We start from the raw sequence: 21,123 nt of genomic DNA on the forward strand, positions 1-21,123 counted from the left end.
GTTACGATATGCGCTATCCATAAAAAAACGGGAGCCCGGATGGTCCGGACTCCCGCGTTTCTGTATGGTTCCCGAAGGGTGTCAGGACAACCGACCCTTGAAATCCTCGTATCCGAAGGTCCGCACCACCCGCATGGACCCGTCCTCGGGTTCGAAGGTGGCGATGGACGGCAGCTGGATGCCGTTGAAGGTGTTGGTCTTGACCATGGAGTAGTGGGCCATGTCCGTGAAGACGAGGCGGTCGCCCGGTTCCAGGGGCTTGTCGAAGGAGTACTCCCCGGCCACGTCGCCGGCCAGGCAGGACTGGCCGCCCAGGCGGTAGGTGTGGGTCTTCTCGCCCGGCAGGCCGGAGCCGACGATGTGCGGGCGGTAAGGCATCTCCAGCACGTCGGGCATGTGCGCCGGAACCGAGGTGTCCAGGATGGCGATGGGCATGTCGGCTTCGGTCACGTCCAGAACCGTCGAAACCAGGTAGCCCGTGTTCAGGGCCACGGCCTCGCCGGGCTCCAGATAGACCTGCACGCCGTGGCGCTGCTTGAACTCGCTGATAAGCCGGCAGAGCAGGTCCACGTCATAATCGGGGCGGGTGATGTGATGGCCGCCGCCGAAGTTGACGTACTGCATGCGCCCAAAGAACTCGGCGAAGTTTGCCTCCACCGCGGCAATGGTCCGTTCCAGGCAGTCGGCGTTCTGCTCGCAGAGGTTGTGCCAGTGCAGGCCAGTCACCCCTTCCAGCAGGTCGGGGCGAAAGTCCTTGCGCCGCACGCCCAGGCGCGAACCCGGCGAACACGGGTCGTAGATGGGCACCGCGCCTTCGGAATGCTCGGGATTGATGCGCACGCCCAGCTCGATGTCCCGTCCCAGGCGCTTTGCCTCACCTTCGATGAGGCCGCGGAACTTCTCCAGCTGGTAGAAGGAGTTGAAGACGATGTGGTCAGCCGTGGTGCACAGATCGAAGATGTCGGTTTGGGAGTAGCCGGCCGCGAAGGCGTGCACCTCGCGCTTGAACTCTTCCCGTCCGAGCCTGGCTTCATGCGGCGAACTGGCGCAGACTCCGTCGAGCACCTGGCGCAGCATTGGAAACAGGCTCCACATGGCAAAGCCCTTGAGCGCCAGCAGGATCTTGCAGCCCGTGCGCTCCTTGACCCCGGCCAGCACATCGAGGTTGCGACGGATGAGCCCCAGGTCGACCACGAAGGATGGCGTGGCGACCTGATGCGCATCGAAGCGGAATGCGGTGCGGCCGTCCATCACAGGTCGACCACCACCCAGGGCAGGCCGTGGATGTTGAGCATCTCCATGAACGGATCGGGATCGAGCTGCTCCATGTTGAAGACACCCTCGCCGCGCCACTTCCCGGTCATCATCATCATGGCCCCGATCATGGCCGGCACGCCCGTGGTGTAGGAGATGGCCTGGGAGCCGACCTCGCGGTAGGCCTCCTCATGGCTGCAGATATTGTAGATATAGGCCTTGCGCTCCTTGCCGTCCTTGACGCCCTTCATGACGCAACCGATGCAGGTCCGGCCCTTGGTCAGGGGGCCCAGGGAGCCCGGCTCGGGCAGCACGGACTTCAGGAACTGCAGGGGCACGATCTTCTGGCCCTTGTAGTCCACGGGCTCGATGGAGGTCATGCCGATGCCCTCAAGCACCTTCAGGTGGTTGAGGTAGTTCTGGGAGAAGGTCATCCAGAAGCGGGCGCGCTTGAGGCCCTTCAGATTCTGCATCAGGGATTCGAGCTCCTCGTGGTACATGAGGTAGCAATCCTTGGCGCCGATGCCTTCCGGAAAGTCATAGCTCATGCGCCAGGACAGGGGGTCGGTCTCGACCCACTCGCCCCGCTCCCAGTAGCGGCCGCGCTGGGTGATCTCGCGGATGTTGATCTCGGGGTTGAAGTTGGTGGCGAAGGGCTGGCCGTGGTCGCCGGCGTTGCAGTCGATGATGTCGAGTTCGTGGATCTCGTCGAAGAGGTGCTTCTGGGCGTAGGCGCAGTAGACGTTGGTCACGCCGGGGTCGAAGCCCGACCCCAAGAGCGCCATGAGGCCCTTCTCCTTGAAGCGCTCCTGATAGGCCCACTGCCACTTGTATTCGAACTTGGCCTCGTCGAGGGGCTCGTAATTGGCGGTATCTAGGTAGTCGACCCCGGTTTCGAGGCACGCGTCCATGAGGGCCAGGTCCTGGTAGGGCAGGGCCACGTTCAGAACCAGCTTGGGCTGAAACGATTTGATGAGGGCCACGGTCTCGGCCACGTTATCGGCATCGAGGGCCGCCGTCTGGATGGTGCGGCCGGTGCGTTCCTTAACGGAGGCGGCGATGGCGTCGCATTTGGACTTGGTTCGGCTGGCCAGCATGATCTCGGAGAAAACCTCGGGAACCTGGGCGCACTTGTGAGCCACGACATGGCCGACACCGCCGGCGCCGATAATGAGCACTTTGGACATGGCGATCCTCCTTTCACATAAGGAATGTTTCTGATTACAATCCGCTCGGCGACCCGCCGCTGCAGGCATCGGGATTCTCGCATTCCCGGCCCACGTTCAAATAGGTGTATCCGCGCATGCCCCGTTCGTAGGCGCGCATGATCATGAAGCGCTCCTGGGGGCTGATCTTGCCCGTGCGCACGCCCTGCTCCGCCACCTTGCGGAAATTCTCCAGGACCTGCTTGGGTTCAAACTCCACATAGGAAAGCACGTCGGCAACGCTGTCGCCTTCGAGTTCGCGGATGAAGTCGTAGGTGCCGTCTTCATTGATGCGCACGCTGACCACGTTGGTATCGCCGAAGAGGTTGTGCAGATCGCCCAGGGTCTCCTGATAGGCTCCGACCAGGAACGCGCCCAGATAATACGGCTCGCAGGGCTTGATCGAATGCAGTTCCAGCACGCGCTTGACGCCGTGGATGTCGATGAAGCTGTCCAGCTTGCCGTCGCTGTCGCAGGTGATGTCGGCCAGAATGGCCTGCTCTTCGGGGCATTCGTCGAGCCGGTGCACGGGCATGATCGGAAAAAGGTGTCCGATGGCCCAGGCGTCGGGCAGGGACTGGAACACACTCATGTTGCAGTAGTAGATGCTGGCCAGAGCCAGATCCACGTCTTTCAGGGCCGAAGGCGGATTCTTCATCTCGGGCAGCTTCTCGGCGATGTTGCGGATCACGGCCCAGAAGATGGTGTCGCTCATGGCGCGCTGGCGCAGGCTGCACTGGCCCAGACGGAAGAGCTGACGCATCTGGTCGCGGTAATAGATGGCGTCGTTGTAACATTCCTGAAGGTTCTTGAGCGACAGGGAGTTGTAGACTTCCAGCAGGTTGTGGATGGCCTCGGGGTCATCCTCGTCCAGAGTCTGGGGCACGGTGCGGTCTTCAAGACGGCTGACGTCCAGCACATTGAAAAGCAGAACCGAATAGTAGGCCACCGTGGCCCGGCCGGATTCGGTGATGATGTGCGGATGGGGCAGATCGTGCTCGTCCATCGTGGCCATGACCGACTCGACGATGTCCGTGCAGTATTCCTCCAGGGAGTAGTTGCGGCTGCTGGCGTAATTGGTGTGGGAGCCGTCGTAGTCCACGGCCAGGCCCCCGCCCAGGTCCAGATAACCCATGGCGCAACCTTCCTTGACCAGTTCCGCGTACATCCGCGTGGCTTCGTGCACGGCGGTGCGGATGTCGCGGATGTTGGGGATCTGCGAACCAAGATGAAAATGCAGGAGCTGGACGCAATCGAGCATGGACTGGCCGCGCAGCAGGTCGAGCACGTCCACGACCTCGGCCGTGGACAGGCCGAAGATGGACAGGTCCCCGGCCGATTCGGCCCAGTGGCCGCCTGCCTGGGTGGACACCTTGATGCGCACGCCGATGCGCGGCTTGATGCCGAGCGCCTTGGCCCGGTCCAGGATGAGCGGCAGTTCGCTGGGCATTTCAAGGACCAGGAAGCACAGGAAACCCATCTTGCAGGCGTAGAGGGCCAGATCGATATAATCCCGGTCCTTGTAACCGTTGCAGACCAGGCAGGCCTTGGGGTTCTTCAGGAAAGACAGGGCTGCGATCAGTTCGGCCTTGCTGCCGACCTCGTAACCATGGTTGTATCGGTCGCCGACCTTGGCGATCTCTTCCAGTACCTGCTGCTGCTGGTTGACCTTCACCGGATACACGCCGCGAAATTCGCCGTTGTATTGCAAGGTCTTGATGGCAGAGGCAAACGAATCATGAAGCAGGGAAATCTGCGCATCGAGCAGATTCTCGATCCGAAGCAGCACCGGCAGCCCCAGACCGCGTTCCTGCAGGCCGCTTATGATGGAAGGGATGGGCACGCAGACACCCTTGCCCGGAAAGGGAGTGATGCCGAGCTTTCCATCGGGGTTTATCTTAAAATACCCGCCGCCCCAGTTGTCCACGCCGTAGAGTTCCACAGAACGTTCCACGGTCCACTTTTCAAGATTCCGAGATCGCATCAAAATCCTCCACCGTCTTACCTGTAAAATGCAGGCCCAGCTACAATCCGGGCCAGCGCACCCCTCTAAACAGCAGGGGGCAGGCCGTCAATAAATCTTGTGCCTCGCTGGCACACCGTAACCTTCCGGCCAACAAAATCGACGAAATTTCTGCTTTGCCTTGTGCCCCGCCCTGGGCTATCTGCCTTTTGCCGTTTCACCCGCAGGAGAGCACAATGCCTTTTGTTGAAATCATGGCCATGGCCATCGCCCTGGCCATGGATGCTTTTGCCGTAGCCATCGCTTCGGGCGTGGCGCTCAAGGTCGTGACCAGGCGACACACCTTCCGCCTGGCCTGGCATTTCGGACTTTTCCAGGCCGTAATGCCCATCATCGGCTGGTACGGCGGCTATGCCGTGCGCGATTATTTCCTGCGTTTCGGTCACTGGATCGCCTTCGCCCTGCTCCTCTATATAGGAGGCCACATGCTATGGGAAGGGCTGCACAAGGACGATGACGATGTCTGTCAGGACCCGACCGTGGGCTCAAAGCTGATCATGCTCTCCGTGGCCACAAGCATCGACGCCCTGGCCGTGGGCTTCACCCTGGCCATGCTGGGCCTGTCCATCTGGGTCCCGGCGGCAATTATCGGCGTGGTGGCCCTGCTCTTCACCGCCGCAGGCCTGCACCTGGGCAAATACCTCGGCTGCGGGACCCGTCTCGGCCAGTACGCGGAAGTGCTCGGAGGCGGCGTGCTGCTCGCCATCGGCTGCAGGATCCTGTGGCAGGCGCTTTAAGAAAATGGGACATATGAAACCAGGGCGCCCTGTCTTTATCCTATACGTCCCATATGTCCCATAAGTCCTATTCTTCTCTCTCGAAATCCTTTCTGATCCGCTTCAACTCGCGCTTGTAACCCTCGGCGTCGCCGTAATCCACGAACCTGCCGTACCGTGCGTGCGTGGTTTTGGGCAGGCGGGAATGTCTTATGGGGCACCAATACTGTTCGGTGCGGCCGGCGATCTCGCGCAGATAGCCCATGAGGCCGTTGAAGTAGCTGCAGTAGAAACAGTTGCACTTCTCCACCCAGTTCAAATACTTGAGCTTATGACGATCGAGAATGATGTGGTCCCGGCGCCTGACGCGCGGAATGCCGTAGACCGGAAAGCAGATGAGCTGGTAAAAATAGACAAAAAAATCCAGAACCATGGCCGGAATCAGGGCAAACCAGATGACCGGGATGGTCAGAATCTTGAAAAACCCCGACTCGTAAACATAGGACGTCCAGCGCGTGGCCAGGATGCGGTGTGCCTCCTGCGCCTCACGGCTGAAGCGAACCCGGTTCCTTTCCACCGTGTAACGGAACTCCTTCTGCTTGGCCGCCAGGTCGCGCCGCAGTTCCTGTTCGAACTCATCCATCCTTTCACGAATCTCTCGAAAGGTGTCTCTCATTGCGTCTCCTTGTGATTTCCCCGCACCTACATGCTCCGCGTCCGCCCCACAACCAGTGAACGCATCCGCGCGTCTAGGCAAAGCGCTCGATCCGGAGTATGTAGAAGCCACACCCCAACCTTTGCCAAGGAGGCCCCATGCACGGCTGGACCGGGCGCATCCTGGATATCGACCTTTCGACGATGACGGCCCGTACCGGGGAACTGCCCCGCGAACTGGCCATCTCCTTCCTGGGCGGCCGCGGCCTCAATTCCAAGACGCTTTTTGATCGCGTGCCCCCCGGACTCGACCCTCTGAGCCCCGAAAACGTATACTGCATCGCCCCCGGCCCCCTGTCCGGCACGGTGCTGGGCATGACCAGCCGCATGGAGGTCTCGACCCTGTCCCCGTATTCGGGAATCCTCGGCGACGGCAATGCCGGCGAACGTTTCGCGACGGTCATGAAGCGTGCCCGCGCCGACCAGATCATCATCACCGGCCGCGCAGCCAGACCATGCTATCTGCTGGTCACGCCGGAAAGCGCCGAACTGCACGACGCCACAAACCTGTGGGGCAAGGGAGCCTGGGAAACGACCGACCTCCTTCTGGCCAAGCACGGCGGCAAGGCCTCCGTGGCCTGCATCGGCCAAGCGGGCGAAAATCTGGTCCGCTTCGCCTCGACCATCGTCGACAAGTACGCCTCGGCCGCCCGCGGCAGCGGCGCGGTGCTCGGCGCCAAGAACCTCAAGGCCGTCGTGGTCGCAGGCAACCATTCCGTGAGCCTGGCCGACCCCGAGACCTTCAGGGAATTGGCCGCACTTGACCGGGAATTCTTCGCCAAGGACGAATTTCAGCGGAATGTGGCCGCCAGATACGGTTCCCATCACGGCATGAGCGACTGGCGGCCCGGCTTTCGCAACTACTCGAAATATCTGGAGCCCGGCGAGGTTCCGCCCCAGCTGCGACCCGAAGCCTGGAAAAAATACGAGATCGGGCGCACGGGCTGCGGGAACTGCTCCGTGCGCTGCAAGAACGTATACGAGATCCCGGACGGCCGGCGCAAAGGCGAGCACGGGGAGGCGCTTGAATACGAATCCATCTTCTGCATGGGCACCAACTGCGGAGTCTGTGACCCCGTGGCCATCATGGAGATGAGCAACCTTGGCGACATCTACGGCCTCGACGTCATTCCGCTGGGCAACGCCATGGCCCTGGCCAAGGACCTCTACGCGCGCGGCATTCTGACCCGGGAGCAGACCGGCGGCCTCGACCTGTCGTGGGAGAACGTCGAAGACCAGATCGAGCTCGTGCACCTGACGGCCCTGCGCGAAGGCTTCGGCAACATCCTGGCAGAGGGCATGCTTTCCATGGCCAAAATTCTCGGCCCCGAAGCCATGCAGTATTGCTACCACGTCAAGGGGCTGAGCCGAGGCCCCTACCCGGCCGGACTCTTCGCCCTGGCCCACGCCACCTCGACACGCGGCGCCGACCATCTGCGTGGACGCAGCTGGGCTTACGGCGAAAACGACCCCGACCTCTACCCCAGACTTCAGGCCTCCGGAGCCCTGCATGCGGACATGGACGACCCTGTGCAGGCCATCATCCTCTCGGAGCGGGTCTGCACCCTGGCCGACTCCGTGGGACGCTGCAAAGGGGCGGTCAATTCCTGGGCCAACGCCCTGCCCCTGGCCTGGAAGCACCCTCTCTTCGAAGGGCTGGCCCGACTGCTCGGCGCGGCAACCGGCGAGACCTTTTCCGAGAAAAGCCTCATCGACGCAGCAGACCGCATCTACACGCTGGAAAAAGCCTTCAACTCCCGGCAGGGCATCACCAGTGCCCACGACTCCATCCCTCTGAACCCGGACCGTCTCACCCCGGAAGAAATGGAAAGGGAGCGGACCATTCACCGGGACCTCCTCTACCGTTACTACACCCGGCAGGGACAGGACACACGAACCGGAATCCCCACCCGGGAACGCATGAGAGAGCTGGGCCTGGCCATGGAGGGAGAGTGCCTGCATGACGAGGGTCCCTACCCCGAATGGACCGGACCTGCGCTCCGGCCCCTTGACTCCTACCCGCGCGGCGGCAACCGGTCCTGATTTGCAGGCACCCCACATCATCAGCAACATTAAACGCTTGACTGCCCTGAAAAGCAGATGCAGAAAATGTCATACCGCGCTACCGGCCTGACAGCCCGGTAGCCCCAAAACGTCAGACAAGACAAAAACTGACGCCAAGCCCCCGGCTGCCTAGGCCTCTCCATGGGACGAGGGCCCAGAAAATGGCCCCGTTTCTTGCTTCCGGGGCAATTTTCGTGCTAGCGACACTCATGGCCGAATCATACGGCCTGTATCCTCATCCCCGGAATGGCTCATGCGTTTCATCCTTGCCATGCTCCTGCTGCTGACAATCTGCGGCCAATGCCCGGCAGCCCCTTTGCCGGACTTGAGCCCGGAAGAAAGGGCGTGGCTGGACGAGCACAGGGAATCCCTGCAGCTCTCCTTTGACAGGTCGTTCCCCCCCATAGAATTCGAAAAGCCCGGCGGCGAATTTGCAGGCCTGAGCGCCGACCTTGTCGAGCGCATCGAAGAACGCCTCGGCATCACCTTCCGCAAGCAGGGCACGCCCTGGACCGACATTCTGCAAGGCCTGCATAACGGAACCACGGCCCTGGCCCCAGCCATCGTGAACAACGCGGAGCGCTCCGAATATACGTATTTCACTCGAGCCTATGCACGCATTCCGCATGTCATCGTCACTTCCCGCAGCGTCAGGGGCCTGCTGACCCTGGAGGATCTTGACGGAATGCGCGTGGCGGTGGTCCGGGGTTACGCTTCGGCCGGCATGGTCCAGGAAGCCAACCGAGGCCGATTCAACGTGGTGGAGGTCGAAACGATTCGCGAAGGACTGCGTGACGTGTCCTTCGGCGTGGTCGATGCTTTTGTCGAAAATCTGGCTGTGGCCGCGTGGTACATTGAACAGGAAAAACTACCCAACCTGCGCGTCGCGGGAAACCTGGACGTGACCCAGGAGCTGTCCATCGGCATCAGCAGGCACTACCCGCTGCTGGCCAGTTCCATAAACAAGGCCTTGGATTCAATCACCGAATCCGAGAAAGAAAAGATCGTCGACAGGTGGCTTCAATTTCCGACATTTTTTCCCGACAAGCAGACTCTCGACGCCTTGAAACTCGCGGCCCTTTTCACGGCCGTCATCCTTCTGGTACTGACGGGGATCGCCTGGTTCCTGAGCCGCAAGCTGCGCCGAAAAATCCATGAACTCAAGCGCACCGAATCCGCCCTGACGGAACAGGTGGAGCGCTTCCGTCTGGCCCTGGAGACTACCCAGGCCGGATTCTGGGAGCACTACCCGGCAGAGGGCCGGGAAGTGCACAGCCAGGAATGGTACGCCATGCTCGGGTACCCCCCCCAGATCGTGACGGGCGGTGTGGAGGACTGGACCGAGTTGATCCATCCGGAGGATCGTGAAAAAGCCCAGAATGCCTTTTCCGCCTACATCCACGAGGGCGGCAGGGGCATGTACGAAGCGGAATATCGCCTGCACGCCAAGGACGGCTCATGGCGCTGGATCCTGGGCAAGGGCCGCGCCGTCTCCTGGGACGACGAGGGCCGCCCGACCCGCATCATCGGTCTCAACCTCGACATCCAGAAAACCAAGGAAGCCCAGCTCGAAATGCAGCGCACCCAAACCCTGAACAAGGCGCTGCTCGAACAGACAACGCAGTTCATCGGCCTGCTCGACCTGCAGGGGAACCTCCTGGTCGCCAACCGCACAAGCATGGATTGGGCCAGGGCGAAGCCAGAAGATGTTCTGGGCAAGCCCTTCTGGGACGGACCATGGTGGCCCGACAGGAAAAAGGCGCAATCCTTCCTTCTCAGCCTCATCGATCAGGTCAAAAGCGGCCAGACCGTGCGCAGCGAGGTCGTGCATGTCGATGCCGAAGAAAACGAGTCATTCATCGACTTCACGATGTCTCCGTTCCGCAACGAGAACGGCGAGGTCGTGAATTTCATCGTCGAAGGCCGCGACATCTCCATGCTCAAGAGAAAACAGAACGAGATCATGGAAAGCGAGACGCGGTTCCGCACAATCTTTGAAAGTGCCCCCTATTCCATGTCCATCAACCGTCTCTCGGATGGAAAGTACATGGACGCAAACACCGCCTTCCTGAACAAAATGGGTATCAGCAGATCCCAACTGATCAGCCTGTCCCCCAGGGAAATCGGCGCGCTGCCCGTTGAACACCAGGATGAAATATTCATGAGCCTCAAGGGCAGCCGCAACATCCACAACATGGAAACCCGGGTGCAACGGCCCAACGGCACGCTCGGGTATCTGCTCTATTCAGGCGGGCTCATAACCCTCGACGGCGAGGACTGCATTCTGTCCATGACCGTGGACATCACGGAACTCAAAGAAGCCCAGGAAGCCCTGCGGCGCTCGAAGGAGATGTTCTCCCGCCTGTTCCAGCTCTCGCCGGACATCATCACCCTGGCCAGAAAGGAAGACGGGATACTGCTCGAAGTCAACGAAACCTTCTCACGCACAACCGGCTACTCCCGGAAAGAGGCCCTGGGAAAAAGCACCCTGGAACTGAGAATCTTCGCCGCGCCCGAAAGACGGACCGACTTCGTGCAGGCCCTGCTCAAGGACGGGCAGGTGGATAACTTCGAATTCGACTTGCGCCACCGCGACGGACACATCCTGCAGTGCTCCACCTCGGCCAGGCTGATGACCGTCGACGACGTCCCCTGCATCCTGGCCATCACCCGCGACATCTCGCACGTACGGGCCATGCAGGAGAGCATGATCCAGTCCGAAAAAATGCTCTCGCTCGGAGGCATCGCCGCCGGCATCGCCCATGAGATAAACAACCCGCTCGGCATCGTGCTGCAGGCGGCCCAGACCATCACCCTGCGTACCCGGGCCGACTTCCCCAAGAACATCGAGACGGCCGCGAAGATCGGCGTCGACCTAGGCCAGGTGGATCGCTACCTGAGGGAACGCAAGATCGACGTCTTCATCCGCGACATCCAGGGTGCGGCTGTCCGGGCGGCGGAGATCATCCGCCACATGCTCGATTTCAGCAGGCGCAGCGAGTCAAGACGTTCTGTATGTGACATAAGGACCATTCTCGAAAATTCCCTGCGCCTCGCTTCCAGCGATTACGATCTCAAGAAGAACTACGATTTCAAATCCATAAGGATTGTGAAGGACCTGGCGGAAGAACTTCCCAAACTGCATTGCACGGAGACCGAGATCGAGCAGGTTCTGCTCAACCTGCTGCGCAACGCAGCCCAGGCCATGAGCGAAGCCAAACCGCCCATTCCCGATCCCTGCATCAGCATCCGGGCCAGGGCGCTGGGAACGGGCCTGCGCATCGACATCGCCGACAACGGACCCGGCATCTCGCCGGAAAACCGCAAACGCATCTTCGAACCCTTCTTCACCACCAAAAATGCCGGAGCGGGAACCGGCCTTGGGTTGTCCGTTTCCTACTTCATCATCACCAAGGGGCACGGCGGCGTCATGTACGTCACCTCCCCGGCCGAGGGAGGGACCGTGTTCAGCATAGAACTGCCCGGACCGCCTGAATCCGTGAAAAATGAGCCATATACCTAGACGGACGGCAGGTTTTAAACATATCAAGACGGACATGTCAGACATCATGAGCAGGCCTGCAAGGCGGTAAACCCCATGAACATACTGGTTATCGACGACGAAGACGGACTGCGGCGCTCCCTGTGCGCATATCTTGAAGACCTTGGATACGAAACCCTTGACGCGGCCAACGGACGCGAGGGTCTTGATGCCATGCGCAAGGCTCTGCCCGATCTGACGGCCGTCATCGTCGATCTGAACATGCCGGTCCTGGACGGCTACGGTTTCCTCCAACAGGCCAAAATCGAGGCGCCGGAAATACCCATCATCGTGCTCTCGGGCGTAGGCGTGATCAATGACGCGCTCCAGGCCGTAAGACTCGGCGCCTGGGACTTTCTGACAAAACCGCTGCACAATTTCAGCATCCTTGACCACACCCTCGGCAAGGTTGTCGAAAAAGCCCGCCTGATCCGTGAAAACAGGGAATATCAGACCAATCTCGAACAGCTCGTGCAACAGCGCACCGCCGAACTGGAACGAACCCGACGCCAGATCATGCATCGCCTGAGCCGCGCCGCCGAATACAAGGACAACGAGACCGGCCATCACGTCATCCGGGTCGGGGAAATCGCGGCGGTTCTGGCCCAGGCCCTGGGACTGGACGAGTCAAGCTGCGCCAATCTGCGTGATTGCGCCCCGCTGCATGACATAGGCAAAATCGGCATCCCCGACGAAGTGCTCCTGAAACCGGGTAAACTCGATCCCGCTGAGTGGAAGATCATGCAGCAGCACTGCATGTTCGGCTGCGAAATCCTGGGACCCCTGACCAGCAAGGAAGAGGCGCATTCGAGCTGCGAGGAGTGGGACAAAAAGGATCTGGACGGCAACGAATTACTTGACCTGGCGCGCACCTTGGCCCTGCTCCATCACGAACGCTGGGACGGGAGCGGTTACCCTTTCGGGCTGGCCGGTGAAGACATCCCGCTTGCGGCACGCATCGTTGCGGTAGTCGACACCTACGACGCTCTGGCCAGCGAAAGGCCATACAAGGATGCCTTTCCGGAGGAAAAATGCCTGGGCATCATCCGCGAAAGCTCGGGCACTCATTTCGATCCCGAAGTCGTCGAGGCCTTTTTTGCCAATATCGACAGAATCCGGAACATCCGCATACGGTGGCAGGACTAGAACCCGCATCACAAAGAAGAGATCATGATCGTAAGCCAGATGCGCGTAAACTCCAAAGGGGAATGGGAAGCCTGTTCCGCGAAGACCCATGGCCTGGACGCCGGACTTGCGCTGGTGTTCTGGTCCGAAACGGACGAAAGTACCGTCGCCGCCGCCGTGGAGGCCCTCAATGCCCATTGCCCGCAGGCGATCATCATAGGCTGCTCCTCCGGCGGAGTCGTCTCGGGACGGGCATTCCTCGAAAGCGCCATGACCGCGACCCTGGTCTCCTTCAAGGAAACCAGGCTTGAATCCGCAGTGGCCCGCCTGCAGGACCACGCGGACATCCGCGACATGTGCCGCCATCTGGTCTCCAGCCTGCCTCGCGCCGGGCTATCCCATGTTTTCGTGCTCTCCGACGGCCTGGCCATCAACGGCTGCGCCCTGGCCTCCGGCCTTGCGGAATTTCTTCCGTCCACTGTCGGAATCACCGGCGGCCTGGCCGGTGACGGGGACCGCTTCGAGCGCACCCATATCCTGCACAAAACGGAAATCATGTCAGGCAGCGTGACATGCCTGGGGTTTTACGGGGAAGCCCTCGAAATCGGCCAGGGCGCGCGCGGAGGATGGTTGCCCTTCGGCCCGGAGCGGCTCATCACCGATTCCCGCGACAACGTCCTGCTTGAACTCGACGGAGAGTCGGCCCTGCAACTCTACGAACGCTACCTTGGCAAACACGCGAAAAACCTTCCCGCCAGCGGCCATCTCTTTCCCCTGCATCTGCGCGAAGCCGGGAGCTCAAACTGGGTGGTACGCACCATCCTCGGCGTGGACCGGGAACGCAACGCTCTTTTCTTCGGCGGAGAGATGCCTCGTGGCGCCACGGTCCGACTCATGCGCGGAAACATGGACAACCTGCTGGACGGCGCACAGGAAGCCGCCGAGCTTGCCAGGCTGGATGGTGAAGATACGCTGGCCATTCTGGTCAGCTGCGTGGGCCGCAAGATGCTGCTCAAACAATTCGTCGAAGATGAGATTGATGCTGTGGCCCAGATTCTTGCCCCCCGCACGACCCTCACCGGCTTTTATTCCTATGGGGAAATCGCCAGCAGCGTGACGGGAGAAGCCTGCTGCCTGCACAATCAGACCATGATGGTCACCGTGCTGCAGGAGCGGGCATGAGCATGCACCGTCTCTTGCAACGACAGTTCAAACGAGCCCGGATCTCACATGGGGCGTTGCCCGCGAACCTTGAACCTTTCGTGAATCTCATCGAAGACGCCTACCGCCAATTCGACGAAGAAAAAGAAGTTCTGGAAAGGGCCCTGGAAATCAGTTCCGCCGAACTGGTGCACCGCAACGAAGTCATGCGCGCCGTGTTCATGGCCCTGCCGGACGTGTTCCTGTGGGTCACCCGCGACGGCCTGATCAAGGATTGCCGCGGCGGTCTGCAAGCCCTCTTCGGAGTTGAGCCGCTCAGTCTCCTGAAACGGAATCTTCGCGAAATTCCGGATATCGCCGAGCCCCAGGCCTTCTCCCTGGCCATGCGAATGCTTGCCGAGACCTCATTCTTCCAGGCCGAATACTCCATTCATTCCGCAGACCGGATCCGGCACTACGAAGCCCGCTTCGCCAACCTCGATGACGACCTGATCCTGGTCCTGATCAGGGACATTTCCGACCGCGCCCAGGCCGAGGAAGCGCTGCTTGGAATGCAACAGCGCCTGGACCACATCATCGAGTTCCTGCCCGATGCCACCCTGGTGGTCGACAACGAACACCGGGTCATTGCCTGGAACAGAGCCATGGAACTGATGACCGGAGTGCCGAAAGAGGAGATTCTCGGCAAATCGGGCTATGAGTACGGCACGCCCTTCTACGGACATCCTCGGCCCATCCTCCTTGATTTTATCGGCAAGGACCCAAGCCGCGACTATCCCATGTATGAGCCAACCCAGAACAACCTTGAAGGACTGACCACGGAGATTTTCGTCCCGTGCCTTCATGGCGGACGCGGGGCTTACGTATGGGCCAAGGCTTCAGCACTTTACGACAAGGACGGCAACATCGCCGGAGCCATCCAGTCCATCCGGGACATCACCGACAAAAAACGCGTCGAGATCGGCACACGGGTTCTCTACCTGGTCTCCACCGCAGCCAGCGCGCCCCTGACGGACAAGGATCTTCTCGCCAAAGTTTTCGACATCCTGGCCGAACACCTCGAGGTCCAGATCATGTTCGTCTCCCATCTGGGCGCGGATGGCTCAAACCTCACCTTCCCATTCTTCAGCCGGCAGGACCTGGCCAGACACGAGACCATGAAACATCTCTCCATGCTCTCGGCCGAAGCCTGGAAATCTCCGGCCCCGCAAATCGTGAACGCAAGGCCGGAAGGGCTGCACGAAGACGAAACACAACCATCGCTGTGGTTTGCCTCTCCCCTGCGCTACGGGGATCGACTGCTGGGCTCCGTGGTCATTGCGCTTCCTGAAAACAACCACTTCGTGCGCGACAAGGATGCGCATGTGCTGGCTTCGGTGGCGGACCATCTGGCCCTGGCCATTTCACGCAACGCCACGGAGAAGGCGCTGCGCCAAAGCGAAAAGAAGCACCGCGCAATTTTTCAAAACGCCACCGAAGGCATCTTCCAGATTTCCCTTGATCACGACCTCTTGAGCGCCAATCCGGCCATGGCCCAAATCTTCGGGTACGACAACATGGACAGCCTGATGGCCGATGCCAAAGGCTTCCTGCAGCGCGTCATTTCCTCTGCCGATCGGGTCCTGCTGCTGAGCCAGGCACTGCAGCTCGGCACCGCCCAGAACTTCGAGCTCGACGCGTTCATGAAGGGCGGGAAAAAAACCTGGATCTCGATCAACATGCGTACCGTGAAACGCTCCGACGGGTCCATCAGCCATCTCGAAGGCTCCATGCGCGACGTGTCCAAGCGCAAAAAGGCCGAACGCAGGCTTGCCATCCAGAAAGGCCTCTTCCAGCAGCTCTTCGACAATTCTCCGCAGGGCATCCTGCTGCTGGGCAAGGACGGGGCGCCCATGGACATCAACCCCAGTTTCACCAGCCTTTTCGGCTACACCAGAAGCGACCTTCACGCTCTCTTCGAAATGCTGCTGAGCCCGGACAGCCTCGACGAAAGCTATGCCTTCATCTCCAATGTGCTGAGCGGAACCTCGGTGAGCACCGAGACGCAGCGCAGGACCAAGGACGGGCGGCTCATTCCCGTCTCCATGCTCGGTTATCCCTACGTGCTGGACGGCACGATCTCCGGCGCGTTCTTCATCTTCAGCGACATTTCCGAGCGCAAGAACTACGAAGCACAGCTTACCAGGCAGGCCCTGCGCGACAATCTGACGGGGCTGCCCAACAGGGTGCTCTTCATGGACCGGCTGAACCGGGCCATGACCAGGCAGAAACGCAACTCCAAATACCGTTTTGCCGTGCTCATGATCGACCTGGACAGCTTCAAGAGGGTCAACGACACCCTCGGCCATCAGGCCGGAGACCACCTGTTGCAGGAAGTGGCTGCGCGCCTGACCCAGTGCCTGCGCACCATGGACACGGTGGCCCGCATGGGCGGAGACGAATTTGCCGTGCTCCTCGAAGACTTCCAGAGCAACCAGGAGGCCATCGGCATCACCCGCCGTCTCCTGGACACCATCCGTCAGCCCCTCAAAATCCAGAATCGGGATGTGCTGGTCAGCGCCTCCGTCGGCGTGGTGCTGCAGACCTCGCGCTACACCTCGCCCAACGACCTGCTGCGGGATGCCGACATCAGCATGTACCGCTCCAAGGAGCTGGGCAAAAACCAGTTCAAGGTCTTCAGCAAAAGCATGTACGACCAGGTGGTGCAGACCGTGCAGCTCGAAAACGACCTACGCCAGGCCTTGGTCAAAAACGAATTCGAACTCTTTTTTCAGCCCATCTACGCCCTGAGCGGACAGAAACTCCGTGGGTTCGAGGCGCTCATCCGCTGGAACCACCCGCTGCGCGGCTATCTCACCCCGGGAGAATTCATCCCCGTTGCCGAGGAGACAGGGCTGATCACCGAGATAGGCAAATGGGTCATGCGCCGTGGCTGCCGGGTCCTGGCCGGATGGCAGGCGCAATTCCCCGGGCTTGACATCAGTCTGTCCCTGAACCTTTCGCCCAAAGACCTCCTGCAGGTATCGCTCATCCCCATCCTGACGGAGCTTTTGCATGAAACCGGCATCAAGGCGCGGCACATCAAACTCGAGATCACCGAAACAGCGGTCATGGACAATCCCGAACAGGCCACATCCCGGCTTGAGCGATTGCAGAAGATGGGCTTTCAGATCGCCATGGACGATTTCGGCACGGGGTATTCGTCCCTGTCCTACCTGCAGCGCCTGCCCATCGACATCCTCAAGATCGACCGCTCCTTCGTACAGACCATGCTCGAAAACCCCAACAACCTCGAGATCATCAAGGCCATCATCGGACTGGGACAAATCCTGGACCTGCGCATCGTGGCCGAGGGCGTGGAAACGCAGGAACAGCTTGAATCCCTGCAGGAGCTCGGGTGCGATCTGGCTCAAGGCTATCATCTGGGCAAACCCATGTCCAAGAAGCAAAGCGAAGCGCTCATGACCTCATTCGGCGCGGACCCGAAGGCATGACCCGCTCCGCGCATCTGTCTCCGTTCCGCACATACCGGGCATCCCGGAGTGACGACCTCGTCAGCTTTCAGCTCGTCATAGAGGAAACGGACCTGTGGGTTGCAGCGCAGGAAGACCTCGGCGATCCCATGGCCGACCATGTGCGGTTCCTGCGCGGACAGATCAAGAGCTACGCGGCCGTACACCCCGAATTTCTGACCTCGCTTGAACCCCTTGAGGCAGATCCCCGATCACCGGAAATCATCCGCCGCATGTGCAGGGCAGGAACCCTGACCGGTGTCGGACCCATGGCCGCCGTGGCCGGAACCCTGACCCAGCTGCTGGCTGAACATTTCCGGGATCGCTCGCCCGACCTTTTGATCGAGAACGGCGGAGACACCTATCTTTGCTCCACCCGGGACAGGCACATCGGCATCCTGAACATGCCGGACCAGGCCGTACGCCTGTGCGTGCCGGTGACGGCCGGAGAATTTCCCTGCTCCTTTTGCGCGTCCTCGGCCACGATCGGGCATTCACTTAGTTTCGGAAAGGCCGACCTTGTGGTGGTCCGCTCAAAAGACGCAGCCCTGGCAGATGCTGCGGCTACAGCCCTGGCCAACGCGCTGACCTGCGCCGCGGCCATGGACGAGGTCCTGGCCAAGGCGCAGGGCTGGGAGCACCTTGGCCTCGACGGAGTCTTCACGCAATGCGACGACAGGATCGGGGTGTGGGGAAAAATGCAGCTGGCCGTGATTTAAGAGATGAAAAATCATCCCGACGCTGGACAATGCCTGCTGGCAGGCTTATAAGGTAATCAAGACTTGTTCGTGTTAACCTCAACGGAGGAAAGACCATTGGACCATACAAATTGGAAGAAAGGTTGCTAAAAGGTAGCGTGAAAAACAGGCCTGAAGAGGCGGGGGACTTGAACCCATCAGCCCGGGCAAACCAGACGGAGAGACCGTCACCAAACGCTACGAAGTGAAGTTTTTAAGGGTTCAAGAATCTTAAAAATCAACAGTACGAAGAAACGATCAAGTTAAAAGTGTTTTGAAATGACTCGCCCCGCTTCCCATGAAGCGGGGCGTTTTTTTGCTTCTCGCCAAAACCTCCTCCAAAGACATCAAACGCGCTCTTTGCCTTTGCCCGGACCTTTGCTAGACAAAGGAGCATGTCCAATGCAAACGGCCCCGTGCCGGACAAAACGAACCCGCAAGCCATAATCCAGCCCGCCAGACCGGCTCCGCCCTGTTTTCTGCGCGGGTTGCTTTTTGTCATCTCGCTGTTCTGCCTTGTCCTCGCAACGCTGTGGATTTTCCTGCCCCGCATCGCCCAGGAACTTCTCGTGCCAGCACTGGCCAAGACCCTGCACGCGCCCGAACTGGGCATGGACATCCGCAGGGCAGACTTCACTGGCCTTGACCTGGGCGAAATATCCCTGTCCAGCGATGCCGGTCCTGCTGCCGGAGCCGTGCTTGTGGACTGGAGCCTGACCGGTCTGCTGCGGGGCCGGATCGACAGGATCAGGATTCTGGACCTTCAAATCCAGGTTCGAAAAAATGGCGAAGCATGGGACGTTCCCGGCCTTCCGCGGCTTGAGAAATCATCGAACGCGGACCCAGGGCCCATGTTCGTACCCTGGGTGGAAGAGATGTTCGTTGAAGGCCGCATCAGCCTCAAAGGGCAGGGCCTTGACCACTCTTTCCCATTCAATGTGAGCGGCGGCCTCGATGAAAATGCCGCCCTAGTCCTGAACGCCGAGGCCTCGCTGGCCGGACAGGACGTGAGCCTGACGCTTAAAGGAAACCTGCGGCAAAACGATTTTCAGCTGACCTGCGTCCTGCCTCCGACCTCCATCGCGGCCCTGGCAGCAATGGTCCCGGGTCTTGCCCCCCCCCCTCTCGCCGGGACCCTGCGGGCCGTGATTGAAGCATCTGTGCCCCCGGACCAAAAACCCGTCATTGAAGCGGAATTTGGTCTAGACGCCTTCCAGTCCGTACTGGGCGGCACGGCCCTGGCCCAGGATGGCAACGCCACGCTCAGCCTAGCCTGGCAGAATACGCCGCGGATTTCTCTCTCGCCCCTGACCGTGGGCGCTCCCCTGCCACTGACGCTGGTCGTTGAGGACATTACGGCAAGCCTTGAGGACCTGTCTTTTGGCTGTTCCTGGAACCTTACCACGCCAGCCTTGCCGGGCATCGCTTTTACCTCTCCGCCGCGCCTGGCCGGGAGCTTCGAGATTATGGCCACGGACCGGGGTTGGAACATGCGTACCGGAGCAGAGCTCGGAGCCCTTGCAGTCCGGCTGAATCAGGTCCCGGAGCTGATTCTGGACCTGGGCACGACCACCCTGAGCCTTGAAGCCTCCACGGGTGCGGCCGGTACCGTCGTGGACGGGGCCCTGGCGCTTGGCAGATTGCGTCTGGCCCGTGAAGCCGCCGTCGCGACCCTCTCGGACCTGAAAATGACCGTGAACGCGACAGCAGCGACGGACGTAAACGGAACAATAATTCTCTCCGGGGCGCGCCTGGAAGCCAGACAACCCGGCATGGCCCTGACCACGACCCGGATGGACGGGCAATGCGCCTTTGCCTTGGCCGAGCGTCTTTCCCTCGGCGGCGTCATCAACCTGGGCGCACGCGCCAGCAGCGGGGATACCGTCGCACTGATGAGTCTGCGCCTGCCCCTGGCCTGGCCCGAACCGGCGGCAGCGACCGGCAGCGTGAACCTTGACCTGAAATGGAAAGGGAAAGGGCTGGCAAAAATTTCATCGAAGATCGCGCAAGATTTGCACGGCGCAAGCCTTGACGGAACTCTCTCTGCGCTGCCGTTGGCGGTTCGGGCAGCCTTGAAAGGTCGCATCGACGCAAAAAACATTTCCAGTTCCTGGATCGAAATCAAGACCGCCCAGACTCTCACCCTGCCCGGCAATCTGACGAGCCTCGTCCCGGCGCTAGGGGACCTGTCCGGCAGCGCGCGCCTGAATGCGACCGCGCGTCTGGACATGAGCAAAGGAGTGCCTACGCTCCCCACCGACTTGAAACTCACTGAGCTGTCCCTGGCGCACACCGGGAGTGAAATCACCCTGACCGGGGGAGCTGTCGAACTGGCCTTTTCCAACCTGCTGAGCATGCGCTCAGACCCGGATGGACGCATGAATTTCGAGCGCATGCAGCTGGGCACCATCATCCTTGAAAAAGGCGACATCCATTTTCAGGTCGAAGCCCTGCACAGCATCCTGGTCGAGGGTTGCCGCTTTCAATGGGCCGGCGGACGCATCGGCAGCCAGGCTTTCCGGATCAACCCGAACGTTGAGGACTACACCGTCGAGCTCTATTGCGACCGGGTCGAAATGGCACAGGCCCTGGAACAGTTCGGCATGACCCAGGCCCAGGGCGGGGGCACCGCCAACGGCCGCATCCCGGTGCGCTGGGCGGATGGGAACCTGACCTTCGACAACGGCTTTTTGTATTCCACTCCGGGGGAAAAAGGGGTACTGCGCGTCCAGGGTGCAGAGATCCTGACGGCCGGGGTTCCCCCGGGGACGCCCCAATACGGGCAGCTGGACCTGGCTGCGGAGGCCTTGAAAGACTTCACCTACGACTGGGCCAGAATCCGCATCAACACCGAGGAAAGGGAGCTTGTCGTCTCCCTCGAACTTGACGGCAAACCCGAAAAGCCCATGCCGTTCAGCTACAACCGCGACATCGGCGGCTTTGCCCGTGTCGATGCCTCTTCACCGGGTTCAGTCTTCCAGGGTATCCGCTTGGACGTGAATTTCCGTCTGCCCCTGGATCAACTTTTGCAATACAGACAGCTCTTGGAACTGATGAAAAACGGAGGTTAA

At 60.5% G+C, this 21,123-nt stretch carries 12 protein-coding genes; 8 read left to right on the forward strand and 4 right to left on the reverse strand.

The window, feature by feature from the left end; genetic code table 11:
* Positions 1–81 precede the first annotated feature (81 nt).
* The 3 genes from nspC to CVU60_05370 are packed head-to-tail and all read right to left on the reverse strand — an operon-like array spanning position 82 to position 4,443.
* A complete protein-coding gene (gene nspC, locus CVU60_05360; GenBank protein PKN42783.1) occupies positions 82–1,251 on the reverse strand; it encodes a carboxynorspermidine decarboxylase in 1,170 nt (389 codons plus the stop codon).
* The gene (locus tag CVU60_05365) at positions 1,251–2,441 is read right to left on the reverse strand and encodes a saccharopine dehydrogenase (protein PKN42784.1); all 1,191 of its coding nucleotides are present in this window, start codon (positions 2,439–2,441) and stop codon (positions 1,251–1,253) included. Before CVU60_05365 ends, nspC begins: the two co-directional genes overlap by 1 nt.
* Positions 2,442–2,475: 34 nt before the next feature.
* Positions 2,476–4,443: an arginine decarboxylase gene (locus CVU60_05370; protein ID PKN42785.1), complete on the reverse strand. Its 1,968-nt coding sequence runs from the start codon at positions 4,441–4,443 to the stop codon at positions 2,476–2,478.
* 215 nt (positions 4,444–4,658) lie between these two features.
* Between CVU60_05370 and CVU60_05375 the strand changes: the two genes are divergently transcribed.
* Positions 4,659–5,219 (forward strand): hypothetical protein, encoded by a 561-nt coding sequence (locus CVU60_05375; protein PKN42786.1) that lies wholly within the window; start codon positions 4,659–4,661, stop codon positions 5,217–5,219.
* 67 nt (positions 5,220–5,286) lie between these two features.
* Here CVU60_05375 and CVU60_05380 read toward each other — a convergent pair whose 3' ends face one another.
* Positions 5,287–5,874, reverse strand: a complete 588-nt coding sequence (locus CVU60_05380; GenBank protein PKN42787.1) for a hypothetical protein — start codon at positions 5,872–5,874, stop codon at positions 5,287–5,289.
* Between the two features lie 137 nt (positions 5,875–6,011).
* On the opposite strand from CVU60_05380, the gene CVU60_05385 reads away from it, so the two are divergent.
* From CVU60_05385 to CVU60_05415, 7 genes are all read left to right on the forward strand, one after another.
* Entirely contained in the window at positions 6,012–7,955 is a 1,944-nt protein-coding gene (locus CVU60_05385; GenBank protein PKN42788.1) for an aldehyde ferredoxin oxidoreductase, read from the forward strand.
* A 274-nt stretch (positions 7,956–8,229) separates the two neighbouring features.
* Entirely contained in the window at positions 8,230–11,499 is a 3,270-nt protein-coding gene (locus tag CVU60_05390) for a hypothetical protein (GenBank protein PKN42789.1), read from the forward strand.
* Between the two features lie 75 nt (positions 11,500–11,574).
* The gene (locus CVU60_05395) at positions 11,575–12,663 is read left to right on the forward strand and encodes a two-component system response regulator (GenBank protein PKN42790.1); all 1,089 of its coding nucleotides are present in this window, start codon (positions 11,575–11,577) and stop codon (positions 12,661–12,663) included.
* Between the two features lie 24 nt (positions 12,664–12,687).
* A complete protein-coding gene (locus CVU60_05400) occupies positions 12,688–13,824 on the forward strand; it encodes a hypothetical protein (protein PKN42791.1) in 1,137 nt (378 codons plus the stop codon).
* Positions 13,821–17,297 (forward strand): hypothetical protein, encoded by a 3,477-nt coding sequence (locus tag CVU60_05405; protein ID PKN42792.1) that lies wholly within the window; start codon positions 13,821–13,823, stop codon positions 17,295–17,297. The genes CVU60_05400 and CVU60_05405 overlap by 4 nt, the downstream gene beginning before the upstream one ends.
* The gene (locus tag CVU60_05410; protein PKN42793.1) at positions 17,294–18,034 is read left to right on the forward strand and encodes a UPF0280 family protein; all 741 of its coding nucleotides are present in this window, start codon (positions 17,294–17,296) and stop codon (positions 18,032–18,034) included. The genes CVU60_05405 and CVU60_05410 overlap by 4 nt, the downstream gene beginning before the upstream one ends.
* A 413-nt stretch (positions 18,035–18,447) precedes the next feature.
* A complete protein-coding gene (locus CVU60_05415) occupies positions 18,448–21,123 on the forward strand; it encodes a hypothetical protein (protein ID PKN42794.1) in 2,676 nt (891 codons plus the stop codon).

This window comes from Deltaproteobacteria bacterium HGW-Deltaproteobacteria-18, assembly GCA_002841885.1.
Lineage (GTDB): Bacteria > Desulfobacterota > Desulfovibrionia > Desulfovibrionales > Desulfomicrobiaceae > Desulfomicrobium.